Here is a 22,969-nt window from a genome sequence, read left to right on the forward strand (position 1 = left end):
TTTACGATCCACGCTTCCTTCCCACGCTCGGTCGCCCTCACGCAGTTGCGCTTCACTTCGTTCGCTGTGATCAACTTACGGCGGGACTTCCACCCGCAGGAGTGCGCCCATGCTGGGCGCACATGAACAACGCCCCGTTAGGGGCATCGTATGAATAGAGAAATACCGGTGAAGCTACTACCCACTTATAAAAACCTTGGCCATACGATACGCCAAGCGCGTGGCTTCATCGATAAGCCGATGGATGTGAGGCGGAAACTGAGGTAGCGAAAAGTAGAGTGCTGCCAAGCCCATCGCCAAAGTCAGAGGGAACCCGACAGCAAAGACATTAAACTGCGGCGCAGCGCGGGACATTACCCCGATCGACAAGTTAGTGATCAATAGCGCGCCAAGCACCGGCATAGATAGCAGGACCCCGAGAAAGAAAATCTGCGCCCCGGCATCTACCAACAGCTTGAAGGCAGCTGCTTTGATAGGTTCGGGCGATATGGGTAGCAACATAAAACTGCGGACGATTGTTTCCAGAACCAGTAAGTGCCCATTCATCCCTAGGAAGAGCAATAGCGTCAACAAGCTGGCGAACTGAGCGACCACTGCTGTGTTCGTGCCATGTTGCGGATCATAAAAACTGGCAAAACCCAGCCCCATCTGCAGGCCTGCCAAGTGGCCAGCCATTTCCACCGAGGCAAAAACCAAGCGCATGGTGAAACCAATAGCCACGCCAATCAGGACTTGCTGCACGGCAATAAGCACCCCAATTGGGGAAACCGGTGAAACCGCAGGCATTTGTGGAAGCAAGGGGGCTACTAACAACGTGATCAACAACGCCAGCACAACACGGATGCGACTTGGAATAGCGCGACTGGCATAGAACGGATCAGTAGCGAAGATGCCCAGAATACGGAAGAACGGCCAGATCAGCAGGCCCAACCATGCTTCGATCTGTGCGTCATTGACGGTGAACATTACAGCCCATATACCTAACCCACCATGGTTGGAATCGCTTGGTACAACCTTACGGTGTAATCCATCAGGATTGAGAGCATCCACGGCCCTGCCAACACTGCAACCAGGAATGTGATCAGTAATTTGGGGATAAAGGATAGGGTGGCTTCATTGATCTGCGTCGCGGCCTGAAACACGCTGATAAGTAAACCGACGATCAAACCCGCCAAAAGCATAGGGCCGCCAACGAGAATCAATACCTCGAACGCTCTCTGAATAATCGTGATGACCATTTCTGGTGACATGCCCGCTCTCCTATACGTAGAAGCTTTGCACCAAGGAGCCAATCAGCAGCGTCCACCCATCGACCAGTACAAATAGAATGATTTTGAATGGCAACGAGATGGTAACCGGGCTCACCATCATCATGCCCATTGCCATCAGTACGCTAGCAACCACCATGTCGATGATCAAGAAAGGAATCATGACCAGGAAGGCAATCTGAAAAGCTGTTTTCAACTCACTTGTAACAAACGCAGGCACCAGCACCTTAAGGCTGACATCCTCAGGACCAGCAGGGCGGGCTGTCTGCGATATCTCAATAAAGAAAGCCAGATCCTTCTGACGGGTCTGTTTAAGCATGAACTGCTTCAATGGCTGCGTACCACGCTCAAGCGCCTGATTGAAATTGATTTTGTCCTGACTATATGGCTGGTAAGCATCCACCCAGATTTTGTCCAGCACCGGCGACATGACAAACAAGGTCAAAAACAGAGACAGCCCGACAATGACCTGATTAGGTGGGGCTTGCATCGTGCCCAATGCTTGCCGTAACAGGGAAAGTACGATAACGATCCGTGTAAACGCGGTCATCATCAACAACACAGCCGGGAGAAATGTCAGGCTGGTCAGAAACAACAAGGTCTGGAGTGTCAGGGAATAGCTCTGGCCTCCGCCACTGGGCTGACTGGTCAACAATGGCAAACCTGGATCCGCCGCCAATACAGGCAGCGCCAGTACTACTGCCCCCATCAGCGCGGAACGACGAATCATGGATGTTTCAGCCCCGTTTGATCGCCCTCATCTTTGCCTTGGGATGGTTTACGCGCTTTCAACACTGTCGCCAGGCGCGCAGCAAAAGTACTTGGCAACTCTCCGCTGGCATCTGTTTCTGCCGGCCGCGGCAAGGTATGCAGTACAGACACCTGGGTAGCTGTCACACCAAGCACCAGCCAGGTGTCAGCCAATTCGACAATGACAACCCGCTCTTTCGCGCCAACCATCACGCCACTGACCACACGTAACTGACTGGCGCCAACAAGCTGACCTGGTGCAAAACGCCTTGCCAACCAGGCTGTGCCAAAGATTGCGGCAAGTACAACTGCTAACGCCAGGAAAACCTGGGCAAAGCTGATCAGTGCCGGGCCTGTGGCAGGGGTAGCTTCAGAAGTTTGTGGTATGGATTCAGCAGCAAAGGTGTAAATGGAAGGAACAAGGGATAGTACGAGGGTTAAAAAGGGTAGCGTTCGCATCGGGGCGGATTGGCTCCGGATTTAGGTTGAATAGCTTATTTATGTAGGCGGCGAATACGTTCCGCAGGCGTAATGATGTCAGTAAGCCGAATACCGAACTTATCGTTCACGACCACCACTTCACCTTGGGCAATCAACGTACCGTTAACCAGTACATCCATTGGTTCCCCCGCCAAGCCATCTAATTCAACCACAGAACCCTGTGCCAATTGCAACAAGCTACGGATCGCAATCTTGGTACGCCCCAGCTCCACAGTCATCGTAACTGGGATATCCAGGATCATATCGATGCCGGGAGGTCCAACCGGCTTGTCTGGCTGCGCATCAAAACGACGGAAAATGTCCGCTGGCGCCACATTCTGCATACTTGTCGGCGAGGCGGTAGCAGCCGTTGCAGCTTCCTCCATCGCCGCTGCGGCAGCTGCTTCATCTGCCGTCTGTTGCTCGGCTAAGGCGGCAGCCCAGTCATCCAGCCCCTGTTCTTCTTCATTGCTCATCGTTCAGTTCCTTCGGGGGGGCCTCATCGATTTTCAGGCTATCTGGCGTTGAGATGATCTTGTCGACTTTAAGAGCGTACTGACCATTCATCGTTCCATAGTAGCCCTGCAGCAACGGCACACCATCCACCTCTGCAACAATGGTCTCTGGAATATTGATCCCGATGACGTCGCCCACTTTCAAATCCAGAATGTCCCGAAAGGTGATCTGGGCAGAACCCAAGTGGGCGATCAGGTCGACATCTGAATTCTGGATTTCACTTGATAGCAGCTTAACCCAGCGGTTATCCGACTCCATACGGTCGGCCTGCATCGAGCTGTAAAGCAGGTCACGTAATGGTTCAATCATCGAATAAGGGAAACACACGTGAAAGTCCCCGCCGCCCGAACCCAGCTCAATCTTGAACGTGAATGCCACCACCACCTCGGTTGGCGTAGCGATATTGGCAAACTGGGTGTTCATTTCTGAACGGACGTAGCTAAATTCCGTCTTGAACACCGGCTCCCAGGATTTGCGGTACTCCTCCATGACTACTTCAAGCAGGCGCTGGATGATGCGCTGCTCCGTCGGCGTAAAGTCCCGCCCTTCAACGCGCACATGGTAACGGCCGTCGGACCCGAACATATTGTCCACGACCAGAAAGACCAGGTCCGGATCAAAGATAAACAGACCCGTCCCCCGTAGTGGCTTCATATGGATGAGGTTCAGGTTGGTGGGCACCACCAGATTGCGGATGAATTCGCTGTACTTCTGTACACGCACAGGGCCAACTGAAATTTCAGCGGAACGACGCATGAAGTTAAATATGCCGATGCGCAGATTACGGGCAAAGCGCTCGTTGATAACTTCCAGAGTCGGCATACGGCCGCGAACAATACGTTCCTGCCGACCAATGTCATAGGAACGTATGCTGGAGGAGTCCAGCCCCTCATCCGCGTCCTCATCCTCGCCGGTAACCCCTCGCAGAAGGGCATCGACTTCTTCCTGGGAAAGTATATCGTCGGACATGATTTGCGCCTCGCCCGGCTTTAAATAGCGCCCATAACTACTGAACGATAAAGGACTTGAATTCGACGCTCATCACGCCGTCCTCATCCTCCTTGGCATCCAGCACTTTATTGATGGTCTGTTTCAATTCACCCATCAATGCAACCTTGCCTTCCAGTGTCGCAATCTCTTCAGGCTTTTTGGAACTGAGCAGTAAGTTCACCTGGCTGCTGATACGTGGCAGATAGCTCTTGACCACTTCCTTTTGCTTCTCATCAGCAACCTGAATATGAATCTCGGTTTGCAGAACCGTGCCGCCCAAGAGATTCACCGTATAAGTATCCAACTTGTCGAAGATTGGCGGCCCTGCGTGTTCTTTCTTATCTTTCTTGTCCTTCTTCTTTTTGTCTTTCTCATCTTTCTTATCGCCATCGGAGTGCGATTCGGATGAACTCTGTTCGCCGAAATTCTGGTTGGCGGAAATCGTCATGAACAGCCAGGCTGCGAAAACACCCCCTACCAAGATCACCAGCACCAGCAACCCTATGACAATGTATAAAACCAGATTCTTCTTCGACTTAGGCGCGCTCGCGGCCGGTTCCGCTGCTGGCGCAGGTTTCTTTGCCTCTGCCATAGGAAGGTGTCCTTTTAAAGAAAGCTTGTAGGTATACGTAGGATAGGCAACGGCACCGTGTTTACCTAGCCGCGTTATAAATCAAACCCACTATGCGAACAAACAATGGCGCGGGTTTCACCTAGTAATTTGCTTTCTTGCCACCTCAAACGAACAGATTCACATTACCTGGCAAGCCACTTAGCACCCTTGAACGCCAAACCTGCGGGCTGACGGTCTCTCTAGGCTGGGGCTGTGAACTACCGCGTGAATACTTGCTTGTCTGCTGCTCTGACGGATGATTCCCCTGGTCACTACGGGTCTGCACATTCACCTGCCCTAACTGTATACCGTTTTCCGCCAGCATCTCCTGCAAACGAGGCATGGAGTTTTGCAATGCTTCGCGCACTGGGTTCTGCGCAACAACAAACGTCAAGTTGGCTTGATCCTGGTTTAAACTCAACTTGACCTCCATCGGGCCAAGGTGTGGTGGATTCAACTGCATTTCGACTTCCTGCTGCTGATTACTCACCATCATGACGACTTTGTGCCCAACCGCCCTGTCCCATCCTGTACTGCCTACGGGTTGATTCACCGCATACAATGCCTTGGTATGATCGCCAGACTGGCTCCGGCCGGCTTCCACCCTCACCATACCCTGGCTGAGCTGCCGCGCACCGGCCTCCCCCCCCAAGGTATTGCTTTCCATAAGTTGAGAGAAATGATTTGCTATCTTCGGTAGCTCATCTTTTCCGGTCTCAATCGGCAGTGCCTGCCGGTCAACGGCAAGTTTCGCCGTCAGATCGGTAGCATCAGTACCTTTGTCTGGCTTGCCTTCGAGCAGTACTTTCGCCAAGCCTGCACTCTTTACCAAAGGATCATCGCCAGCCTCTGCCTTGGCCTGCTCCATATCGAGCCCACGGTCGACATATTCCTGCAGCTGTGCCAATAAGAGGGCATTGCCCGCTGCCGCTGCCTGCATCTGCGCTTGCTGAGCCGCAAGCGCGTCATCATTGCCAACCGCTGGCTCATTGCCATCGGTATCTGGTGCCTGTTCAGTCTCTTTGGCAGCCGTAGCATCTACAACCGAGGTCTGATCCTTATCCTTCGCACATGCGGCATCCGTCCCACCAGCCTGCTCTGACGAACGACTGCTTTCATCAGCACGCTTGGTGGGCTCAGATTTACGGCTCTGGATTTGTTGGTTCAATGAATGGCTGAACGCGGTGTTGTCACCGTCTGCAGCATGTGCACCGGGCTTCACAGAAGGGGCGGAAAAGGTGGCAACCAGATTATTGCTACTCGAGGCAACAGCCATGACGATCATCCTTGATAAGTCGATACGGCCTGGTAATACCGGTAAAAACTACCGGCTCCGGATGACTAACAGCAAGGATGGTGCCAACGTCTCTATCGCTCGCTACCACGGCGATAAATGTTACTGGCCGACTCATCGGACAGCCCCTGTTCCCACTTATTCTCACGGCGGGTTTCGCGCGCAGTATGCCTATCGTGCAGGGTCTCAAACGCCTTTACTTCTTTTTCACGTTCTCGCCAGGCCTGCTTTGCGGTTTCGACCTGCACATCGCTGCGCTGCAACTCCACAATCTGCTGTTCCACTGCCGTATCAAGCTTGGCCAGGAAGAGTTGGAAATCAGTCCACTGGTGAATACGCATACCACGGCTCCCAGTTTCGGTAAGTCGTAGGCGGTATTCCTCCCTGTATTGTTCTATCTGGGCGAGTCGCTCACGCATCTGTTGCTGGCGATTCAACGCCACGCTAATAAGACGCGCCGCCTCTTCTCGCTTATCAATAGCGAGCTCCAGCAAGAACGCAAACTGAAAGGGTTTGGACATGATCAGCGCCAGCTAGATGGGCAAGGGATTGGTATGCTGAAATCATGTAGCAAACAATCCTGCTAAATGCATTCTAGCCCCCTCATAAGACTCTCGCTCGAAGATGCCCTGTTGCAAAAACGCTTCCATGGCTGGCATGCGGGCAATGGCTTCATCCAGGAGCGGATCGGAACCCCTCACATACGCGCCGACGTTAATCAGATCACGACTGCGTTGATATCTCGAGTAAAGCTGCTTGAAACGCCGAACCTGATCATACTCATGCGGTTCAATCAGGTCGGTCATCACCCGGCTGATCGATTGCTCGATATCGATAGCCGGATAGTGCCCTGCATCAGCCAGCTGACGGCTTAATACGATATGCCCATCGAGAATTGCCCGGGCGTTGTCGGCAATCGGGTCCTGCGGATCATCACCTTCAGACAGCACGGTATAGAAAGCGGTAATGGATCCGCCTCCCTCACGCCCGTTCCCCGCCCGTTCCACCAATGCAGGTAACTTGGCGAAAACCGACGGTGGGTAGCCCTTTGTTGCCGGGGGCTCCCCAACCGCCAAGGCTATCTCGCGCTGGGCCATCGCATATCGGCTGAGCGAGTCCATGATCAGAAGGACATCCCGTCCCTGATCGCGGTAGTACTCCGCAATAGCGGTCGCATAAGCCGCACCATGCAAGCGCAACAAAGGCGGCGTATCTGCCGGCGCCGCAATCACCACAGACCGGCTCAATCCCTCTTCACCAAGAATATTCTCGATGAAATCCTTCACTTCACGGCCACGCTCGCCGATCAGGCCTACCACCACGATGTCCGCAGTGGTGTAGCGGGCCATCATGCCCAGCAGCACACTCTTACCGACTCCAGAGCCTGCAAACAGACCCAGGCGTTGCCCACGTCCCACCGTCAGTAATGCGTTGATGGCGCGTACCCCGACATCCAGCACATGGTTTACCGGTACGCGATCAAGGGGATTAAAGGGTCGTGAGAATAATGGAACGTAAGTGACTGATTGCAATGGGCCATGGCGATCCAAAGGCCGTCCCAAACCATCCAGCACCCGCCCAAGCAGATTGGGCCCGACAACTGCCAGCCGTCCATGGTCTTCGATACGTCGTTGTTGTGCCTGCAATCCATTCAAGCGCGGCACACGGTTCACGATATCTTCGTAAACCACTACCGAAGCACCAGGCTCAAGGCCATATACCTCTGCCACAGGCATCAGGAACAATCGTTCTCCGTTGAACCCGACCACCTCGGCTTCGACGGAATGACCATTCGGCAGAATGATCTGGCACGATGCCCCCACCGGCAATTTGATGCCAACCGCTTCCATCACCAAGCCCGCTACCCGGGTCAAGCGACCCCGAGGCAACCAAGGCTGCACCTGTTGCACCGTCTCCAGGCAGGACTGGGCATATTCCTGCCAACGGTTTATCGAACCCGAATCAGGATTGGACCCGACTTCATCAGCGGGGGGGTCAGCTTCCAAGCTCATTGTCGTCCGCCAACTCCACGTCGCCACGCCCCAGGGCCTCGACTATGCGTTTCCAGCGGGTCGCTACGGTCAGGTCCAAATCGATATTGGCGCTGCTCATCAGGCAACCACCCCGTTCGATATCCGGATTAGGTTCCAAACGCCATTGTCCGGACAACGCTTCTGTCGCCAACATTACCTTTACCAAGGCGAGGTCATCCGGATGCAATTCCAACTTCAAGCTGCCTTGTAACTCTGGAAGGCTGTTCAAAGCCTCACGAATCACAGCCAGTATCCGATCCGGCTCCACCACCAAAGTGGTTCGCATTACCTGCTTTGCTACAGCCAAGGCGATATCGAGGATGGGCTTGGCCATTTTTTCCTCATAATCCGCCACCGCGGCTTCTACACCGGCTAGCAGTGCCTGGAATTGGGCAACATCGTTCGCGGCGGCAGTACGGCCATGAGTTTGCCCGGTCTCCTTACCTTCCGCGTAACCACTCTCCCGTCCCGCTGCATCGCCTGCAGCCCGCCCCTTTTCAAATCCTTCGGCATGCCCTGCCTGATAGCCTTCTGTACGCGCTGCTTCCCGTAGTGCCTCCAATTCAGCTTCTGGCGTGATTTCCTCTTCGGGAACAGATTCAGCTGCTGCGGTCTCATCCTCTGGTAATTCAGCGGGTTCAACCTCTGCAGCCGGATCAACGGGTGGTTCCTCAGCGGGTTCTTCAAACGAATGAAGATGTGGCCGCTGCACCGAAAAACCGCTGAACTGATCGAACGACCATGGCGCATATCCCTGTTCGGGAACTTCCTCGCTTCGAATGATTTTCTTGGTGCCCCAGGCTTTCATGGCTGGCCCATCGCTTATTCAACAAAGCCTTCACCACCACCCTTGGCGATGGCAATCTGACCTTCGTCGGCCAACCGGCGCACGACCTTGAGGATTTCGCGCTGTTCCGCTTCGACGTCCGACACTTTGACGGCCCCCTTGGCTTCGAAATCATCACGCAACATCTCAGCCGCCCGTTGAGACATATTCTTGAAGATTTTGTTACGCAATGCCTCGCTCGTACCTTTCATGGCGACGATCAGAGAGTCGGATGACACCTCGCGCAGCAGCATCTGGATACCGCGATCGTCGATATCGATGACGTTTTCGAAGGTGAACATCTTGTCCTGAATGCGCTGAGCGAGTTCGGGGTCGTATTCTCGTATCGCATTGATCGCCGAAGCCTCGATCACGCCGGCCATAAAGTTGAGGATTTCCGCGGCCATCCCCTCTCCGCCCATCGCGGACTTCTTGACCCGGTCGGCACCGGAAAGCAACTGCGTCAGCACATCATTCAACTCACGCAATGCAGTGGGTTGTACGCCTTCCAGGGTTGCGATCCGTAACAGCACATCATTACGCAACCGCTCGACAAACTGATTGAGAACTTCCGATACCTGGTCGGGTTCCAGGTGCACCAGAATGGTGGCGATAATTTGCGGGTGTTCGTTCTTGATCAACTCGGCCACAGCGACCGAATCCATCCACTTCAGCGCCTCGATACCGGTATTGTCACCACCCTGCAGGATACGATCCAACAGGTTGGCAGCCTTGTCTGACCCCAGTGCTTTTGTAAGCACTGAACGGATGTATTCATCGGCAGCGCCAAAGTTGGCACGGTTTTGCGTGGAAGCCATGAACTCCGCCACGACTTCTTCCACCTGTTCCCGGGTGACATTGTCCATGCTGGCCATGGCCAGGCCGATCTTCTGTACTTCTTTGGGGCCGAGATATTTGAATACTTCCACCGCTGCCTCTTCACCCAAGCTCATCAAGAGGATGGCACTACGGCGAATAGCTTCATCATTATTGGCCATGCAGGCTCCTAGCGACTGCGGGCGGCCAGCCCGGCTTGTTTGACCCAGCCTTGCAGCACACTTGCTGCGCCTGCCGGGTTCTCCCTGACCACCTTGCGGGCAGCATCCAATAATGCAGCCAGGCGATCAGGTTGAGAGGATGGGTATTGGGGCCGCACGATATGCCACCCATACGGTTATTGCGCTTTCTGATCTGCAGGGTCGGCAGTCAGCCATTCGCGAATCACGGTAGCAACCATGCGAGGGTCTTCCTTCGCCATTTCCTTGGCGCGTTGGATCATTTCGCTGAAGGCCGCGAGGTGCGCACCAGCCTCTGCCTCGGCCACTACTTCCGCTTCGACCTCAGACTGCGCCAATTCCTCTGCGGTAAGGGCTACACCACCATCCTGCCCCGCCAACGCGGCACGCTGTTCGCGATTCGGTCGGATCACATCGCGCAGAATCGGGCGTACCACGCCGAACAAGAGGTAAGCCAGCACCAGGGCGATCAGAATCACTTTGATGAAATCGGTCGTATGGGTGATCAGATATTCGGTCAACTTCTCAAAGAAGGACTTGCCTGCAATCTCCAACAACCTGTCGGCAAAAGCGGCATTGACCACTTTGACGGAGTCGCCGCGCTCCTTGTTATATCCAACCGCCTCTTGCACCAAATTGGTGATCTGGTTGATTTCAGGCTGGGTCAACGGTACCGACTTGATACCGCCATCCTTCTGCGGCACCCGTTTGAAATTCACAACAACCGCGGCATTGACCCGTTTCAGGATGCCGACCTGTTGTTTGACATGCTCGACCTTCTTGTCGACTTCGTAGTTACGCGTCAGTTCTTTACGCGAACTCCCCCCGCCAGGTTCGCTAACGGCAACGCCCGGTGGATTCGGTAGCGTAATGGGGGCACTGGCCGCACCGGGTGGTTGATTCGACAGGGCACCAGGCACACCAGCTGCCTGTGCAGATGCACCACCACTGCCTTCTGAACTTTGTTCGCTGCGGATCGCTGAGGCATTGGGTGGCGAGTTTGGCTTGAAAGCCTCGGTCGCCTGCTCGACTTCCGAAAAGTCCATCTGGACCGTCACCTCAGCCTTGACGTTGTCCGCGCCGACGATCGGTTCAAGAATCTTCTGAATACGTGTAGCCAGCAATTCCTCCTGCTGTTGCACCAAAGCCATCTGGCGCTGATTCAGCGACCCATTTCCGCCATTGAGCAGATCAGGCAGGTTCGACAGCAGGTTGCCGTTCTGATCGACGATCGTCACATTCTTGATGGGCAGGTCCGGAATACTGCTGGATACCAGGTGGATGATGCCGGCAGTTTGTGAGCCGTCAAGCATACGGCCTGGATGCAAGGTCAGCAGCACAGAAGCGGTAGGTTTCTGCTGTTCCCGCAAGAACACAGTCTGTTTAGGCATGGCCAGATGAACACGGGCCGTGGCAACCGCCGACAACGATTCGATCGAGCGCGCCAGCTCCCCTTCAACAGCACGCTGGTAATTAACCTGTTCGCCAAACTGACTAATACCGAATTTCTGGTTATCCAAGAGCTCGAAACCAACCGTTCCGCCTTTAGGCAAACCCTGGGATGCCAGCTGCAGACGGATATTGTGTACGAGATCGGCAGGTACCGAGATCACGCCGCCAGGGTCCAGCTTGTAGGGGATATTTTGCTGTTGCAGCGACTGAATGATCTGACCACCATCCTTGTCAGACACATTGGAAAAAAGGATTTTGTAACCCGGATCGCGCGCCCACAGCACACCAATAACAACAGCCGCCAGGACGGCGGCCGCGATAACGATGGTCAGAAGTTTTCGCGGGTTGGGGAGTTGATTGAAGCGCTGGATGAGATTCGGACGCTCACCCAGTGTGGCTTCTCGGTTTTCAACGGCAAGGACCGCGTCATCCATATATCAGGCGATATCACACCTGCATGTTCATAACTTCCTGGTATGCAGAGACCAGCTTGTTACGAACTTGCACCATAGTCTGAAAGGACAGGCTCGCCTTCTGCAACGAGACCATCACGTCTTGTAGGTTGGCATTGGGGTCGCCCGTTTCGAACGCCTGCTGCTTCACCTGCGAATCAAGCTGCATTTGATTGACTTGATCAAGTGATGATTTCAATACCGACGCGAAATCAGCCCCTTCCGGCAAGGCATCTGCTGCGGACGTGTTGTGGCCTGCCGCCTTCGCGGACATGGCTTTCAACTCTCCCAGAAGATTTTCTATTCCTTGCGCACTCATGATGCACCTCGAAACGACACAAAATTGTATGTGGCTCGCTCAAACAATAGCAAGCAATTGGCACGCCATCACGTTTATTCCTCTTGCCACCCCTCTTCACGGTACTGTTGAAGCTTATAACGCAACGTTCGCTCACTCATCCCCAGTTGCTCGGATGCCAACTTCCGCACGCCGCCCACCGCTTTTAGCGTATCAAGAATATGCTGGCGTTCAAGTGATTTGATATCGGTAATCGCCGGCGTAGTCGATGTAGCGGAAGCCGAAAAGAACGGAGAATGAGCGGCAAGATTTGCCGGCTGCTTTACCAACGAAGAAGAAGCGGCAATTTCTGCCGTGTATTGCGGCAAATCTTGCCGCATATGCGCCGGCAAAAATAAATGTTCCGGCTCGATTTCATCTCCCGGTGCCAAAATCAGCGCCCGTTGCATGACATTCTCCAGTTCCCGGATATTGCCTTCCCACCGATGCGCCGTCAGGGCAGCGGCGGCGGCCGCATTGATCGTAGGCACTCGCCGCTTGCTTGATGCAGCATGCCGGGACAGCATGGCGCGCGCCAAAGGCACAATATCGTGCGGCCGCGCACGCAAACCAGGCAGCATCAACGGAAAAACATTCAGGCGGTAATACAGATCCTCCCTGAAGCGGCCCGCTACTACTTCGGTCGGCATATCGCGATTGGACGTGGACAACACGCGGATATCAATCGGGATCGGGTGCTTTCCACCGACTCGCTCCACTTCGCGCTCCTGCAACACACGAAGCAGCTTGGCCTGCAACTCAAGCGGCATTTCCGAGATTTCATCCAGCAACAGCGTACCGCCATTTGCTTGCTCAAACTTTCCGATATGCAGGGTTGCAGCACCCGTGAATGCGCCTTTTTCATGCCCAAACAAGGTCGATTCCAATAGCTGTTCGGGAATCGCTGCGCAGTTAATTGCAACAAATGGGCCATGCGCACGAAATGAATGGCGATGGATATAACGTGCCAATACTTCCTTGCCCGTACCACTCTCCCCGGTGATCATCACCGCCGCCTCAGACTGGGCTACGCGCTGCGCCATGTCCAACAGGCGCAACATCCCGGGGTCCTCTGCGATAACCGCCTCATCCTCAACCGCCGGCAGCATGTACTTGGCCACTGTCGCCAGCAGGTCGTCCGGTTCAAAAGGCTTGGGCAGATAATGGGCAGCCCCCGCATGTAAGGCGGCAACCGCTTTCTCGATCACGCCGTATGCCGTCATCAACACCACAGGGATATGCGGTTGTTCGGTCTTGATCCGATGCAACAACATTTCGCCATCCATAGGCTGCATCTGTACGTCTGATAACACCAGACCTACTTTGTTACAGGCCAGCGATGCCAAACCTGCCTCTCCATCCTCAGCGGTCAACACCTGGTAACCGGCCAGACCTAACGTATCGACCAGCGCCTCACGCAGGTCGTTATCATCCTCAACGATCAAAATCGGCAATGCGGGCATGGCTATCTGCTCTTACTTAATTATTTTCATCGTAGATAACAGCTGACCATTACTGCTTCGTGTCTCGACCTCTCCTTAAAGCCTTACTTACGCACTCCCCTTTGCAGCCGCTCACAACAACGTGATCACATTCAAGCGCCGCGCAGATAATCCATTATCCGTGTGGACATCGTATCGATTGGCAGCACTTCGTCCACTCCTCCCATCGCAATTGCCTCTTTTGGCATGCCAAATACAACACAACTGGCTTCATCCTGGGCAAAAGTACGGGCGCCGACCTGCTTCATTTCCAACATACCCGTCGCACCGTCGCGCCCCATGCCAGTCAGAATGATGCCTATTGCATTCCGTCCGGCATTATTGGCAGCAGAGCGGAACAATACATCTACAGAAGGGCGATGCCGATTAACGGGCGATGCCTGAGACAATTCACAGACATAGCGTCCGTTGGATAATCCCAACAACAAGTGTGAATGCCCAGGCGCAAGGTAGATATGGCCAGGCAATACCGGTTCGTCATGCTCGGCTTCCTTCACGCGCATGGAACAAAGCGAATCGAGCCTAGCGGCAAATGGTGGGGTGAACATGGCTGGCATGTGCTGCGCTATCAGAATGGCTGGAGTATGCGAAGGCATTGGAATAAGCAGATGCTTCAATGCCTCGGTACCGCCGGTTGATGAGCCGACGATGATCACCGTATCGGCCGGCCTCCGCATAGGATTCACCACCAGCGGTAGCACCGCATCGGCGGTCAGATTCGGCGGGATATCCAATTGCTCTATTTGCTGATTCGTGCGTCGGCCCGCGAGTGGCTCAATGGGGCACATCAAACCGCCCCGACTGATAATAAGCCTCGACCATTCTACCGCTGTCATCGAACTGCAACGAAGCGCACAGTGCACGAACGGATGCAATGGCTAACCCATTTGGTCTGCTGTGATGCTCGGTACCGCTGCTAGTGATGCCCTCTCCGCTATTCGTGATGCAAATCCGCAACATGCCATGGTCGCCCACGTCATAGCCGGACAGCGCGATATCAATATGGCCACCCTGCAACTGACTCAATCGTTGCTCTCGTTCCAACAAGTAGCGCACCACGCTATCGGTATCATCGGCAGGGTCTGGTTGCAAGCCCAAAAGGCCCCGGTCCAACGCATCAAGGAATAACTCCTGAACGACCAGGAAAATATTGGCATGCGCGTGTCGTAAAGGGGGAATCTGCGCCACAAAATCCATCAGGTATTGCACCGTATGCAAATGACGCAACTGCTCGGCACCGAGCGACAAGTCGTATCGCCACTTCGCATCGGTCAAGCTGGGTAAGGCACCCAAAGCAGCTGCTGCTGGCTGAAGTGGCACCATAGCCGGATCAAGGTCAATCATGGCAAGGGAAACATCATCATGGCATCGCATGCCCGCCAGGAAATCGTCCAGTGCTTTGACAGTACGCGTCAAAGCATCGGCCGGCAGGTGGCCAGCACATGCTTCGACCAGCCGTGCCATGCCAAACACCGCGCCAGTTTGATCACGCGCTTCCAACAAGCCATCGGAACACAAGACAAGATTACAGCGCTGGTTGTAGACATAGTGCTCGGTTTTCAAACTGAGCGAGGGTGCCGGCAATATCCCAAGCGGCAGATGCTGCGAGGGCCAACGCTTCAATAACTCCCCATTTGCGCCAAAAAGATGTAGATCGGGGATACCGGCATTCCAGATCTCGATACGGTGCCGGGTAAAGTCAACCGCCACAAAAGCCACGGCAACAAAACGCCCTGCAGGCAACACTTGGCAAACCTTATGGTGCATCTCCACCAGGATATCGGCCAGATCAAAACCCCGGTCCGTCATGGCATAAAAGGGTTCCGTCAGGGGTAGGACATTCAGTGCAGCCGTCAAACCATGGCCAATGCCGTCCGCTAACATCAGATGCAGAACCCGCCCCGGTGTGCGCGCCGCCGCCACCAAGTCCCCCGAAAGGCTTTCCGCAGGCGCAATCCAGCTATGCAATTGCGGATCGGACAGGCGTTCACGACTTACCAGTTGCTCCATCAAATGCCTGGCAACCAGCTTTTCATCTTCTGCACGGTCAAAATACTCGGCAAGCTTACTCGCCTGTTCATGTACTTTGCGATTGAGCTCCAGCGTGCGCTCAATCGCCTTGATCTTCGCTTCAAGTATCCGGAAATTGACAGGTTTGATGAGATAGTCGTCCGCACCCAGTTCCATGGCGTCGGCCAGTTTGTTGACTTCCTCAACGGCAGTGATCAGCACAACAGGCACCCACCGGGAACCGGCAACCGCCTTTATCCTTCGCCCAGCCTCAGCTCCATCAAGCCTCGGCATCAACACATCCATCAGGACCATATCGGGCTGGGTCTTGGCAAAACGCTCCACGGCTTCCAGGCCATCACAGGCAAGAATCAGCTCATGCCCTAATGACTCGACCAGGCGCCCTACCATCAGGCGCACTACTTCAGCATCATCAGCAAGCAAGACTTTCATGGTGGGCCTGGGCTTGCGGCCGGATCAACGGATAGTGAATATCTTGCCGAAGCAGGCAATCTCCAACACTTGCCGCACAGTCTCACGGCAATTCACCAGTGACAAGGATTTTCCTGTTGAGGAAGCTTTCTCCTTCAGCAGCAGCAACATGCCCAATGCCGAGCTGTCGAGATAATCCACCTGTTGGAAATCGACCAGCACTTCACGTACCGAATCTGCGGCAAGCACCTCATCGGACGCCTGGCGAAAATCGCGGTGAGCGCTGAAATCAAATTGCCCAGAGAGCACGAGACGGCCGGTTTGGCCGGAGATTTCGACGATAGCAGTCATAGATTTATCAAGCTTCCGTAACGGAGGTTATCGGTAAAGAATAGTCTTACCAAGATAGGGAGCTATTCCTTGGCTGGCAACAGAATCGTGAAACGAGCCCCTTCGCCGGGCGCGGAATTGACATCAATGTCACCACCATAAGCGGTGATCAGATTACGAACAATAGCAAGCCCTAAGCCAGTACCTTCTTTGCGCGTCGTAAAGAAAGGTTCGAAAAGACGTTCTCGAACACTCTCCGGCATACCGCAACCACTATCACAAATCACAATCTGCCAACTGCTGCCCTCTCTAGCCAGTGACAGTGCGATCTGATCACCCGCGCCAGTAGCTTGCAGCGCATTTTCCAACACATTGACCAAAGCACCCGTCAATTCCTTGCGGTTGGCCTCAATCCAGACCTCAACCTCGGGCAAGACAAGCTGCCAGGTACGTGTGTTGCTAGTATCCTGAGGCTGCACGATCTGGAGCGCTTCCTCCATCACCGCCCGCAATTCCACAGGCTCAAGCAATGCCTGCTGGCCGCGTACAAATTGCAACATATTCTGGATCAGCGTCTCCAAATGCCGCAACCGGGCCAACGACTTCTGGCCGAATTTTACCCGCTCTGTTTCGCCTAACTGGGGTTTGGCCAGATTGGCGGTATAGAGCAATGCCGTAGCAAGCGGCGTACGCAACTGATGAGCAAGGCCCGCCGCCATCTCCCCCATGGCCGCCAGACGTTTGTGCTGTTCAAGCTGGCGACGCAAGCGCCAGCTTTCACTCAAATCATGAATCAATAGAATACGCTCTCCACTGGCCAGTTGGCTGGTTACGATGCTCAAGCGCTTCTCCTGGCCACTGTCTGCCGTAAACAACCAGTCGCTATCAACCGAGGTAGGGACTAGCCCCTCCTGTATTGCCTCGCGCCAATTCTTTCCGATCAATTGCAAACCCAGGATTTCGACAGCGGCAGGGTTCATCGTAATGACCTGCTCCGCGTCATCAAGCTCGACCACCCCACCCGGCAAGGCTGCAAGCAAAGCCTCCAGTCGTCCGGATAGCGCCGCCTTTTCCTCGAACTGTTGCCGAAGCGCACCGTTGGCCACCGCCAATTCGTCGGTCAATGAACTGACTTTCTGTTCAAGCTCCTGATAAGACTCAACTAATTGCCGTGATGCCTCGGTGAACAAGGAAAATGCCTGTTCAAGTTCAGCACGGTCAATCTTATCTTCCGACCTGACTATTTCACTCGAGGGCGCAGCCAATCTGGACTTCCTTGTTGATGCGTATCTTTTGGATTATAAAAGTTCGGAGTCAAAGTGCTGCAACGTAGGGTCTGGCTTGCATTCCAGTAGAGCGGAGCCCATAACGGAAGCACGGCATACGTAAACAGCTTTGGAGCCTTACTGTCTGCTACTTCAGCGCCGGGCAGAGCATTCGAAACAATTGAAATTTCTGGGTAGCGCTTAAAAAGTGGCACTAACCAGATAATAGACACCACAACACCCTCGCGGAGTCGAAACTGTGTCCGACTTGCTCAAAAAAATCGATGCGCGCACCAAGCTTGCCGGTACCAACAAGCTCGAAATACTTTTGTTTACGCTAGGCCTCGATGAGCGTTCCAACCGACGGGAGAATTTCGGCATCAACGTCTTCAAGGTACGCGAAGTCATGCGTACGCCGGAGATTACCCAGGCGCCGGAAATGCCGGACGCCGTTGAGGGCATGGTCAGTCTGCGAGGAAACCTGATTCCGGTGATCGACTTGGCAAAGTACGTTGGCGTGCAAACTAGCAGTAAGCCGGAAATCATGATCGTGTCCGAGTACAACGTGCACACCCAGGGCTTTCTGGTTGAAGCTGTGGATACCATCCTGCGGCTTGACTGGTCCCAGATGCGTGTTCCGCCGGAAATCTTGAACAACAACATGCGTGGATTGGTGACTGCGGTAACCGAGCTGGAATCCGGCAAGCTCGTAATGATGCTGGACGTGGAAAAAGTGCTGGCGGAAACCAACAAGGTTGACGATTCCGCCGAATTCCGCGGCATCCACCCACAACGCGATGTGGTGGGAAAAACCGTCTTCTACGCCGACGACTCGGCAGTCGCCCGCAAACAAATCCAGCGCACACTGGAAGCGCTCGAACTCAATTACGTCGAATGTATCAACGGCAAGCGTGCCTGGGATGAACTGCAGCGTATCGCGTTAACCGCAGAGGCAGCGGGCAAACCGATCAAGGACTACGTCAACATGATCCTGACGGACGTCGAGATGCCGGAAATGGATGGCTACATGCTGACCAAGACAGTCAAAGGCGACCCGCGTTTCGCTGGTATTCCCATACTGATGCATTCTTCGTTGTCCGGTATGTCGAATCAGAAACTCGGTCAATCGGTAGGCGTGGATGCTTACGTCGCAAAGTTTGAAGCACATAAGCTCACAGAAGCCATTCTGAGCATGCTTCGTGGTGCAATGTAATCGGCAAGCCAAAGCGACAAGGGAATCTCAATGTCCTCAGCAAACTCCACTCTGCTCGATAGCGTCGATGCTCGCACCAAGCTTGCGGGCTCGAACAAGATGGAAATTCTCCTGTTTTCGCTAGGCACGCGAGAAACCTTCGGTATCAATGTATTCAAGGTGCGGGAGGTCTCGCAAACCCCAAAGATCACCAAAACACCCAATATGCCCGTGGGTGTGGAAGGTGTGATTTCGCTACGAGGCAATATCATTCCAGTGATTTCGCTCGCCAAATTCATGAGCACAAGCGAGGTCAACCCGCAAGCCGAAGAGACGATGATCGTCACGGAATTTTCCAAGCATACCCAAGGTTTTCTGGTGCATTCCGTTGATCGCATCATTCGGGTGGACTGGAACAAGGTGCGTGCGCCAGAGACCATGCTGGCCGGCAATCAAGCCCTGATCACCGCTATCACCGAGCTTGATGACGGCAAGCTGATTTCCATTCTTGACGTGGAACAGATCCTCGCTACCGTCATCGGCGAAACCTTTGTGCCCGATATTCCCTCTGTTTCGATCGACCAGGAAAAATTCATGTTCTTTGTCGACGACTCAATGGTCGCCCGCAAAGAAATCATCAGCGTCCTCGACAAGATCAGCGTCAAATATCATCAAGCCAATAATGGCGCCGAAGCCTGGGACAAACTTCAGAACATCGCCAACCGTCACCAACATGATGGCGAACCGCTCAGCCAGTCATTGAAACTGATCCTGGTCGACGCGGAAATGCCCGAAATGGACGGCTATGTGCTCACCAAACACATCAAGTCCGATCCGCGCTTTCAGGGTATTCCGGTCGTAATGCACTCCTCGCTCTCATCGAATGCCAACCGAGCCATGGGCAGCAGCGTCGGCGTGGATGCCTATGTTGCTAAGTTCGATCCTTTCGTATTGGCGGAAACGATTACCCCCTACCTGCAAAGCTGACTTAGACGAACCGCGGTTAACCGCGAACCCGGTTGCCTAACGGGATTCATGGAGCAAGACATGTCGGATAAAAATATAAGGTTCCTGGTGGTTGATGACTTCTCCACGATGCGCCGCATCGTGCGTAACCTGCTCAAGGAGCTCGGTTACAGCAATGTGGAGGAGGCAGAAGATGGGCAAGTTGCACTCCATAAGCTCAAATCCACCAGCTTTGATTTCGTCGTGTCGGACTGGAATATGCCCAATATGACTGGGATCGAGTTGCTCAAGGCTGTGCGTGGCGACGCGACGCTCAAGCACCTGCCTTTCCTGATGATTACTGCCGAAGCCAAGAAGGAAAACATTATCGAAGCCGCCCAGGCCGGCGCCAGTGGCTACATCGTAAAGCCCTTCACGGCAGCAACGCTGGACGAGAAGCTCGCCAAAATCTTCCAGTCGATTAATAAGTAGAAACAGGAGTGCAACGTGAGCGATAAAGCTATCAACAGCGGTGACTCCGACGAACTACAGGATCTGTTCGACAGCATCGTCAGTTCCAATAGTGGCCCTTCGAGCAGCGCGCCTGAACCAGAAGCCGCGCCCAGCCCAGCCGCAGCAGAGGCCGCACCGGCCGCCACCCCGATAGATCTCCAGTCGGACCCTGCGCGTTCCATGTTTGCCAGCATTGGGCAACTGACACGCAAGGTTCACGATGCGCTCCATGACATGGGCTACGACAAGTCGCTGGAAAAAGCAGCAGCAGCCATTCCTGATGCGCGTGACCGCCTCTCCTACATTGCGACCCTGACCGAGCAGGCCGCCAACCGGACACTGAACGCGGTGGACTTGGCTCAGCCCATGCAAAACCAGATCGAATCCGAGTCGCAATCGCTTGCCGAGCAATGGGATAAATTGTTCGCCAACCAGCTTTCTGTCGACGAATTCAAACAGCTTGCCACCAGAACCCGTGAGCATCTGAAACAGAGCAGCGACCAAGCTCGCGCAACCAACGAGCAGTTGCTTGAAATCATGATGGCGCAAGATTTCCAGGATCTGACCGGTCAGGTGATCAAAAAGGTTGTCGAGATGGCCAAAGAGATGGAAAGTGGTCTGCTAGAGTTCCTAGTGCAGTTCTCGCCAACCGGTGTGATTAAGCCGATAACCGCCCAACAAGATGCCGAGGGCAGCCTGGAAAATGGTCCTGTCTACAATGCAGAAGGCCGTGCAGACGTTGTGACCAATCAAGAACAGGTAGATGACCTGCTTGCCAGCCTTGGTTTCTGAATCCGGTCAGTAAGGCCAAAAGGACGACGCTATGAGCGACTTTGCCGGCATGGAAGACCTACTCCAGGATTTTTTGACCGAATCCTCGGAGCTTCTTTCTGATGTGGATAACAAGCTGGTCGAGCTGGAAAAGCGACCCGAAGACAAGCATCTGCTGAATGATATTTTCCGCGGTTTCCACACCATTAAGGGTGGCGCAGGCTTCCTGAATGTCGATGCACTGATCAATCTCTGCCATCGCACGGAAAATCTGTTCGACAAATTGCGCAATAGTGAGCTGAAACTCACACCAGAGCTGATGGATGTCATCCTGGCTGCCACCGGTGTCGTCCGCGACATGTTCGGGTCCATGGCCCAGGGCCGTCAACCTGCACAAGCCGACCCCAGCTTGCTCGCACAGTTGGATGCAGCGCTCGAAGGCAAAGCTGTCGCCGAGGCCGCAGTGCCAGCACCGACACCTGCAGCAGCCCCGGCTCCTGCTCCGGCCAGTGGTGGTGGCAACCCCAACGAACCTAATTGGGCTGCTTTGCATCAGGCAGTGACAGGTCAAGCGCCCGCTGCCGCAGCGGCTACACCGGCACCTGCGCCAGCGCCGGCTCCTGCAGTGGTCGCAGCAAAGCCGCCTGCCCCTGTACCCGCCAAAACAACAGGCAAAGCCGAGCCCGGCCTTCGCGCGGCAGCAGCACCCCCTCCCGCCAAGGCACCAGCACCCAGTCAGCAGTTGGCTACCCAGGAAACCACGATACGGATCGATACCAACCGTCTCGACCAGGTACTCAACCTTTCTGGCGAAATCGGCTTGACCAAGAACCGATTGACTACCCTACGCAGCGACATTCTGGGTGGCAAGACCGACAGTGCCACGCTCAAAGCGCTAGATGAAGCGATTGGCCAGCTGGACCTGCTGGTAGGCGATCTGCAAAACGCGGTGATGAAGACCCGCATGCAGCCGATAGGCCGCTTGTTCCAAAAATATCCTCGTTTGGCACGCGACCTTGCACGCCAGCTCGGCAAAGACGTGGAGCTCGTCATCAGCGGTGAAGAAACCGAGCTCGACAAGACTATGCTGGAAGACCTGAACGATCCACTTGTCCACTTGGTGCGCAATGCGGTTGACCATGGCGTGGAAACGATTGAAGAGCGCATTGCCGTCGGCAAGCCCAGCAAGAGTATTGTGCAGCTGACCGCCACCCAGGTCGGGGACCATATCCTTATCGAGATTGTCGACGATGGTAAGGGCATGCGACCAGATATGCTGCGTCGCAAGGCGGTCGAAAAAGGCCTTATCGACACGGAAACCGCCAACAGCATGGACGACAAGCAGGCATTGCAGCTGGTTTTCCTGCCCGGTTTCTCAACCAAAGATCAGATTTCCAGTGTGTCCGGCCGTGGTGTGGGCATGGATGTGGTGAAAACCAATATCCAGAAGCTCAACGGCCGCATCGATATCCAATCCAACGTCGGCGAAGGGTCGCGCTTCTCAATTTCCTTGCCGCTGACACTGGCCATCTTGCCGGTGCTGGTCGTGCGTGTCTGCAACCAACCTTTTGCCGTACCACTTGCCATGGTGCGGGAAATCATCCCGATCCGCTCGGAGCAAATCCAGGAAGTATCCGGGCGTGCCACCATCGTGGTGCGCGACGAGATCCTATCTGTTCGCTCCTTGGCTCGCCTTATCGGTTGGGACGAAACTCAAACACCCCAGTTTGGCGTGTTGATGCAGGCAGCCGAGCACTCCTTCATTCTTGCGATCGACAGCTTCATCGGTCGGGATGATGTGGTAATCAAGCCCCTGCAGAACATCCGGCCACGCGGTATCGCTGGCGCCACTTTGTCCGGCGATGGCTCTGTAGTACTTGTTCTCGATATGGAAAGCATGATCGAAGATTCTCAGCATTCCGATGATTCTGCGATCAAGACGACACACTTTCTTGAGATGTTGTCCAATAAGGGCTAAGTCA

The 22,969-nt window shown here is 54.4% G+C and carries 25 protein-coding genes; 5 read left to right on the plus strand and 20 right to left on the minus strand.

Annotated features, from left to right (window positions below):
- Positions 1–177: 177 nt before the first annotated feature.
- The 20 genes from fliR to ACUHMQ_RS10740 all read right to left on the minus strand — a co-directional run bounded on the left by fliR (position 178) and on the right by ACUHMQ_RS10740 (position 17,566).
- The gene (fliR, locus tag ACUHMQ_RS10645; RefSeq protein WP_445295444.1) at positions 178–966 is read right to left on the minus strand and encodes a flagellar biosynthetic protein FliR; all 789 of its coding nucleotides are present in this window, start codon (positions 964–966) and stop codon (positions 178–180) included.
- Positions 967–980: 14 nt separating this feature from the next.
- Positions 981–1,250 (minus strand): flagellar biosynthesis protein FliQ, encoded by a 270-nt coding sequence (fliQ, locus tag ACUHMQ_RS10650; protein ID WP_445295445.1) that lies wholly within the window; start codon positions 1,248–1,250, stop codon positions 981–983.
- A 10-nt stretch (positions 1,251–1,260) separates the two neighbouring features.
- Entirely contained in the window at positions 1,261–1,998 is a 738-nt protein-coding gene (gene fliP, locus ACUHMQ_RS10655) for a flagellar type III secretion system pore protein FliP (protein WP_445295446.1), read from the minus strand.
- Positions 1,995–2,477 (minus strand): flagellar biosynthetic protein FliO, encoded by a 483-nt coding sequence (gene fliO, locus ACUHMQ_RS10660; RefSeq protein ID WP_445295447.1) that lies wholly within the window; start codon positions 2,475–2,477, stop codon positions 1,995–1,997. Before fliO ends, fliP begins: the two co-directional genes overlap by 4 nt.
- A 35-nt stretch (positions 2,478–2,512) precedes the next feature.
- Positions 2,513–2,974, minus strand: coding sequence for a flagellar motor switch protein FliN (fliN, locus tag ACUHMQ_RS10665; protein ID WP_445295448.1), 462 nt, complete (start codon positions 2,972–2,974; stop codon positions 2,513–2,515).
- The gene (gene fliM, locus ACUHMQ_RS10670; RefSeq protein ID WP_445295449.1) at positions 2,964–3,983 is read right to left on the minus strand and encodes a flagellar motor switch protein FliM; all 1,020 of its coding nucleotides are present in this window, start codon (positions 3,981–3,983) and stop codon (positions 2,964–2,966) included. Before fliM ends, fliN begins: the two co-directional genes overlap by 11 nt.
- Positions 3,984–4,020: 37 nt before the next feature.
- Positions 4,021–4,596 (minus strand): flagellar basal body-associated FliL family protein, encoded by a 576-nt coding sequence (locus ACUHMQ_RS10675; RefSeq protein WP_445295450.1) that lies wholly within the window; start codon positions 4,594–4,596, stop codon positions 4,021–4,023.
- Positions 4,597–4,741: 145 nt separating this feature from the next.
- Positions 4,742–5,893: a flagellar hook-length control protein FliK gene (locus ACUHMQ_RS10680; RefSeq protein ID WP_445295451.1), complete on the minus strand. Its 1,152-nt coding sequence runs from the start codon at positions 5,891–5,893 to the stop codon at positions 4,742–4,744.
- Between the two features lie 92 nt (positions 5,894–5,985).
- Entirely contained in the window at positions 5,986–6,432 is a 447-nt protein-coding gene (fliJ, locus tag ACUHMQ_RS10685) for a flagellar export protein FliJ (RefSeq protein WP_445295452.1), read from the minus strand.
- A gap of 42 nt (positions 6,433–6,474) precedes the next feature.
- Entirely contained in the window at positions 6,475–7,923 is a 1,449-nt protein-coding gene (gene fliI, locus ACUHMQ_RS10690; RefSeq protein ID WP_445295453.1) for a flagellar protein export ATPase FliI, read from the minus strand.
- A complete protein-coding gene (fliH, locus tag ACUHMQ_RS10695; protein ID WP_445295454.1) occupies positions 7,907–8,752 on the minus strand; it encodes a flagellar assembly protein FliH in 846 nt (281 codons plus the stop codon). The genes fliI and fliH overlap by 17 nt, the downstream gene beginning before the upstream one ends.
- A gap of 14 nt (positions 8,753–8,766) precedes the next feature.
- Entirely contained in the window at positions 8,767–9,768 is a 1,002-nt protein-coding gene (gene fliG, locus ACUHMQ_RS10700; RefSeq protein ID WP_445295455.1) for a flagellar motor switch protein FliG, read from the minus strand.
- Positions 9,769–9,776: 8 nt separating this feature from the next.
- On the minus strand, positions 9,777–9,926 hold the full coding sequence (locus ACUHMQ_RS10705; protein WP_445295456.1) for a hypothetical protein: 150 nt from the start codon (positions 9,924–9,926) through the stop codon (positions 9,777–9,779).
- An 18-nt stretch (positions 9,927–9,944) separates the two neighbouring features.
- A complete protein-coding gene (gene fliF / locus ACUHMQ_RS10710; RefSeq protein WP_445295457.1) occupies positions 9,945–11,672 on the minus strand; it encodes a flagellar basal-body MS-ring/collar protein FliF in 1,728 nt (575 codons plus the stop codon).
- Between the two features lie 13 nt (positions 11,673–11,685).
- Positions 11,686–12,009: a flagellar hook-basal body complex protein FliE gene (gene fliE / locus ACUHMQ_RS10715; RefSeq protein ID WP_445295458.1), complete on the minus strand. Its 324-nt coding sequence runs from the start codon at positions 12,007–12,009 to the stop codon at positions 11,686–11,688.
- A 74-nt stretch (positions 12,010–12,083) separates the two neighbouring features.
- Entirely contained in the window at positions 12,084–13,490 is a 1,407-nt protein-coding gene (locus ACUHMQ_RS10720) for a sigma-54-dependent transcriptional regulator (protein ID WP_445295459.1), read from the minus strand.
- 131 nt (positions 13,491–13,621) lie between these two features.
- Positions 13,622–14,317, minus strand: coding sequence for a chemotaxis protein CheB (locus tag ACUHMQ_RS10725; protein WP_445295460.1), 696 nt, complete (start codon positions 14,315–14,317; stop codon positions 13,622–13,624).
- A complete protein-coding gene (locus tag ACUHMQ_RS10730) occupies positions 14,304–15,992 on the minus strand; it encodes a PP2C family protein-serine/threonine phosphatase (RefSeq protein WP_445295461.1) in 1,689 nt (562 codons plus the stop codon). The genes ACUHMQ_RS10725 and ACUHMQ_RS10730 overlap by 14 nt, the downstream gene beginning before the upstream one ends.
- Before the next feature lie 24 nt (positions 15,993–16,016).
- The gene (locus ACUHMQ_RS10735; RefSeq protein WP_445295462.1) at positions 16,017–16,322 is read right to left on the minus strand and encodes an STAS domain-containing protein; all 306 of its coding nucleotides are present in this window, start codon (positions 16,320–16,322) and stop codon (positions 16,017–16,019) included.
- Between the two features lie 62 nt (positions 16,323–16,384).
- Positions 16,385–17,566: a sensor histidine kinase gene (locus tag ACUHMQ_RS10740; protein ID WP_445295463.1), complete on the minus strand. Its 1,182-nt coding sequence runs from the start codon at positions 17,564–17,566 to the stop codon at positions 16,385–16,387.
- 259 nt (positions 17,567–17,825) lie between these two features.
- Between ACUHMQ_RS10740 and ACUHMQ_RS10745 the strand changes: the two genes are divergently transcribed.
- Genes ACUHMQ_RS10745 through ACUHMQ_RS10765 form a run of 5 tightly spaced genes read left to right on the plus strand, consistent with a single transcriptional unit; the run spans position 17,826 to position 22,965 of the window.
- The gene (locus ACUHMQ_RS10745; protein ID WP_445295464.1) at positions 17,826–18,779 is read left to right on the plus strand and encodes a chemotaxis protein; all 954 of its coding nucleotides are present in this window, start codon (positions 17,826–17,828) and stop codon (positions 18,777–18,779) included.
- 30 nt (positions 18,780–18,809) lie between these two features.
- Positions 18,810–19,745, plus strand: a complete 936-nt coding sequence (locus ACUHMQ_RS10750) for a chemotaxis protein (protein WP_445295465.1) — start codon at positions 18,810–18,812, stop codon at positions 19,743–19,745.
- A gap of 60 nt (positions 19,746–19,805) precedes the next feature.
- Positions 19,806–20,195, plus strand: a complete 390-nt coding sequence (gene cheY / locus ACUHMQ_RS10755) for a chemotaxis response regulator CheY (RefSeq protein WP_445295466.1) — start codon at positions 19,806–19,808, stop codon at positions 20,193–20,195.
- A 15-nt stretch (positions 20,196–20,210) separates the two neighbouring features.
- A complete protein-coding gene (gene cheZ, locus ACUHMQ_RS10760) occupies positions 20,211–21,008 on the plus strand; it encodes a protein phosphatase CheZ (RefSeq protein ID WP_445295467.1) in 798 nt (265 codons plus the stop codon).
- A gap of 31 nt (positions 21,009–21,039) precedes the next feature.
- Positions 21,040–22,965 carry a chemotaxis protein CheA gene (locus tag ACUHMQ_RS10765; RefSeq protein ID WP_445295468.1) on the plus strand — a complete coding sequence of 642 codons (1,926 nt, stop codon included), beginning with the start codon at positions 21,040–21,042 and terminating at the stop codon, positions 22,963–22,965.
- The last annotated feature ends 4 nt before the right edge of the window (positions 22,966–22,969 follow it).

This window comes from Chitinimonas violaceus, assembly GCF_052601015.1.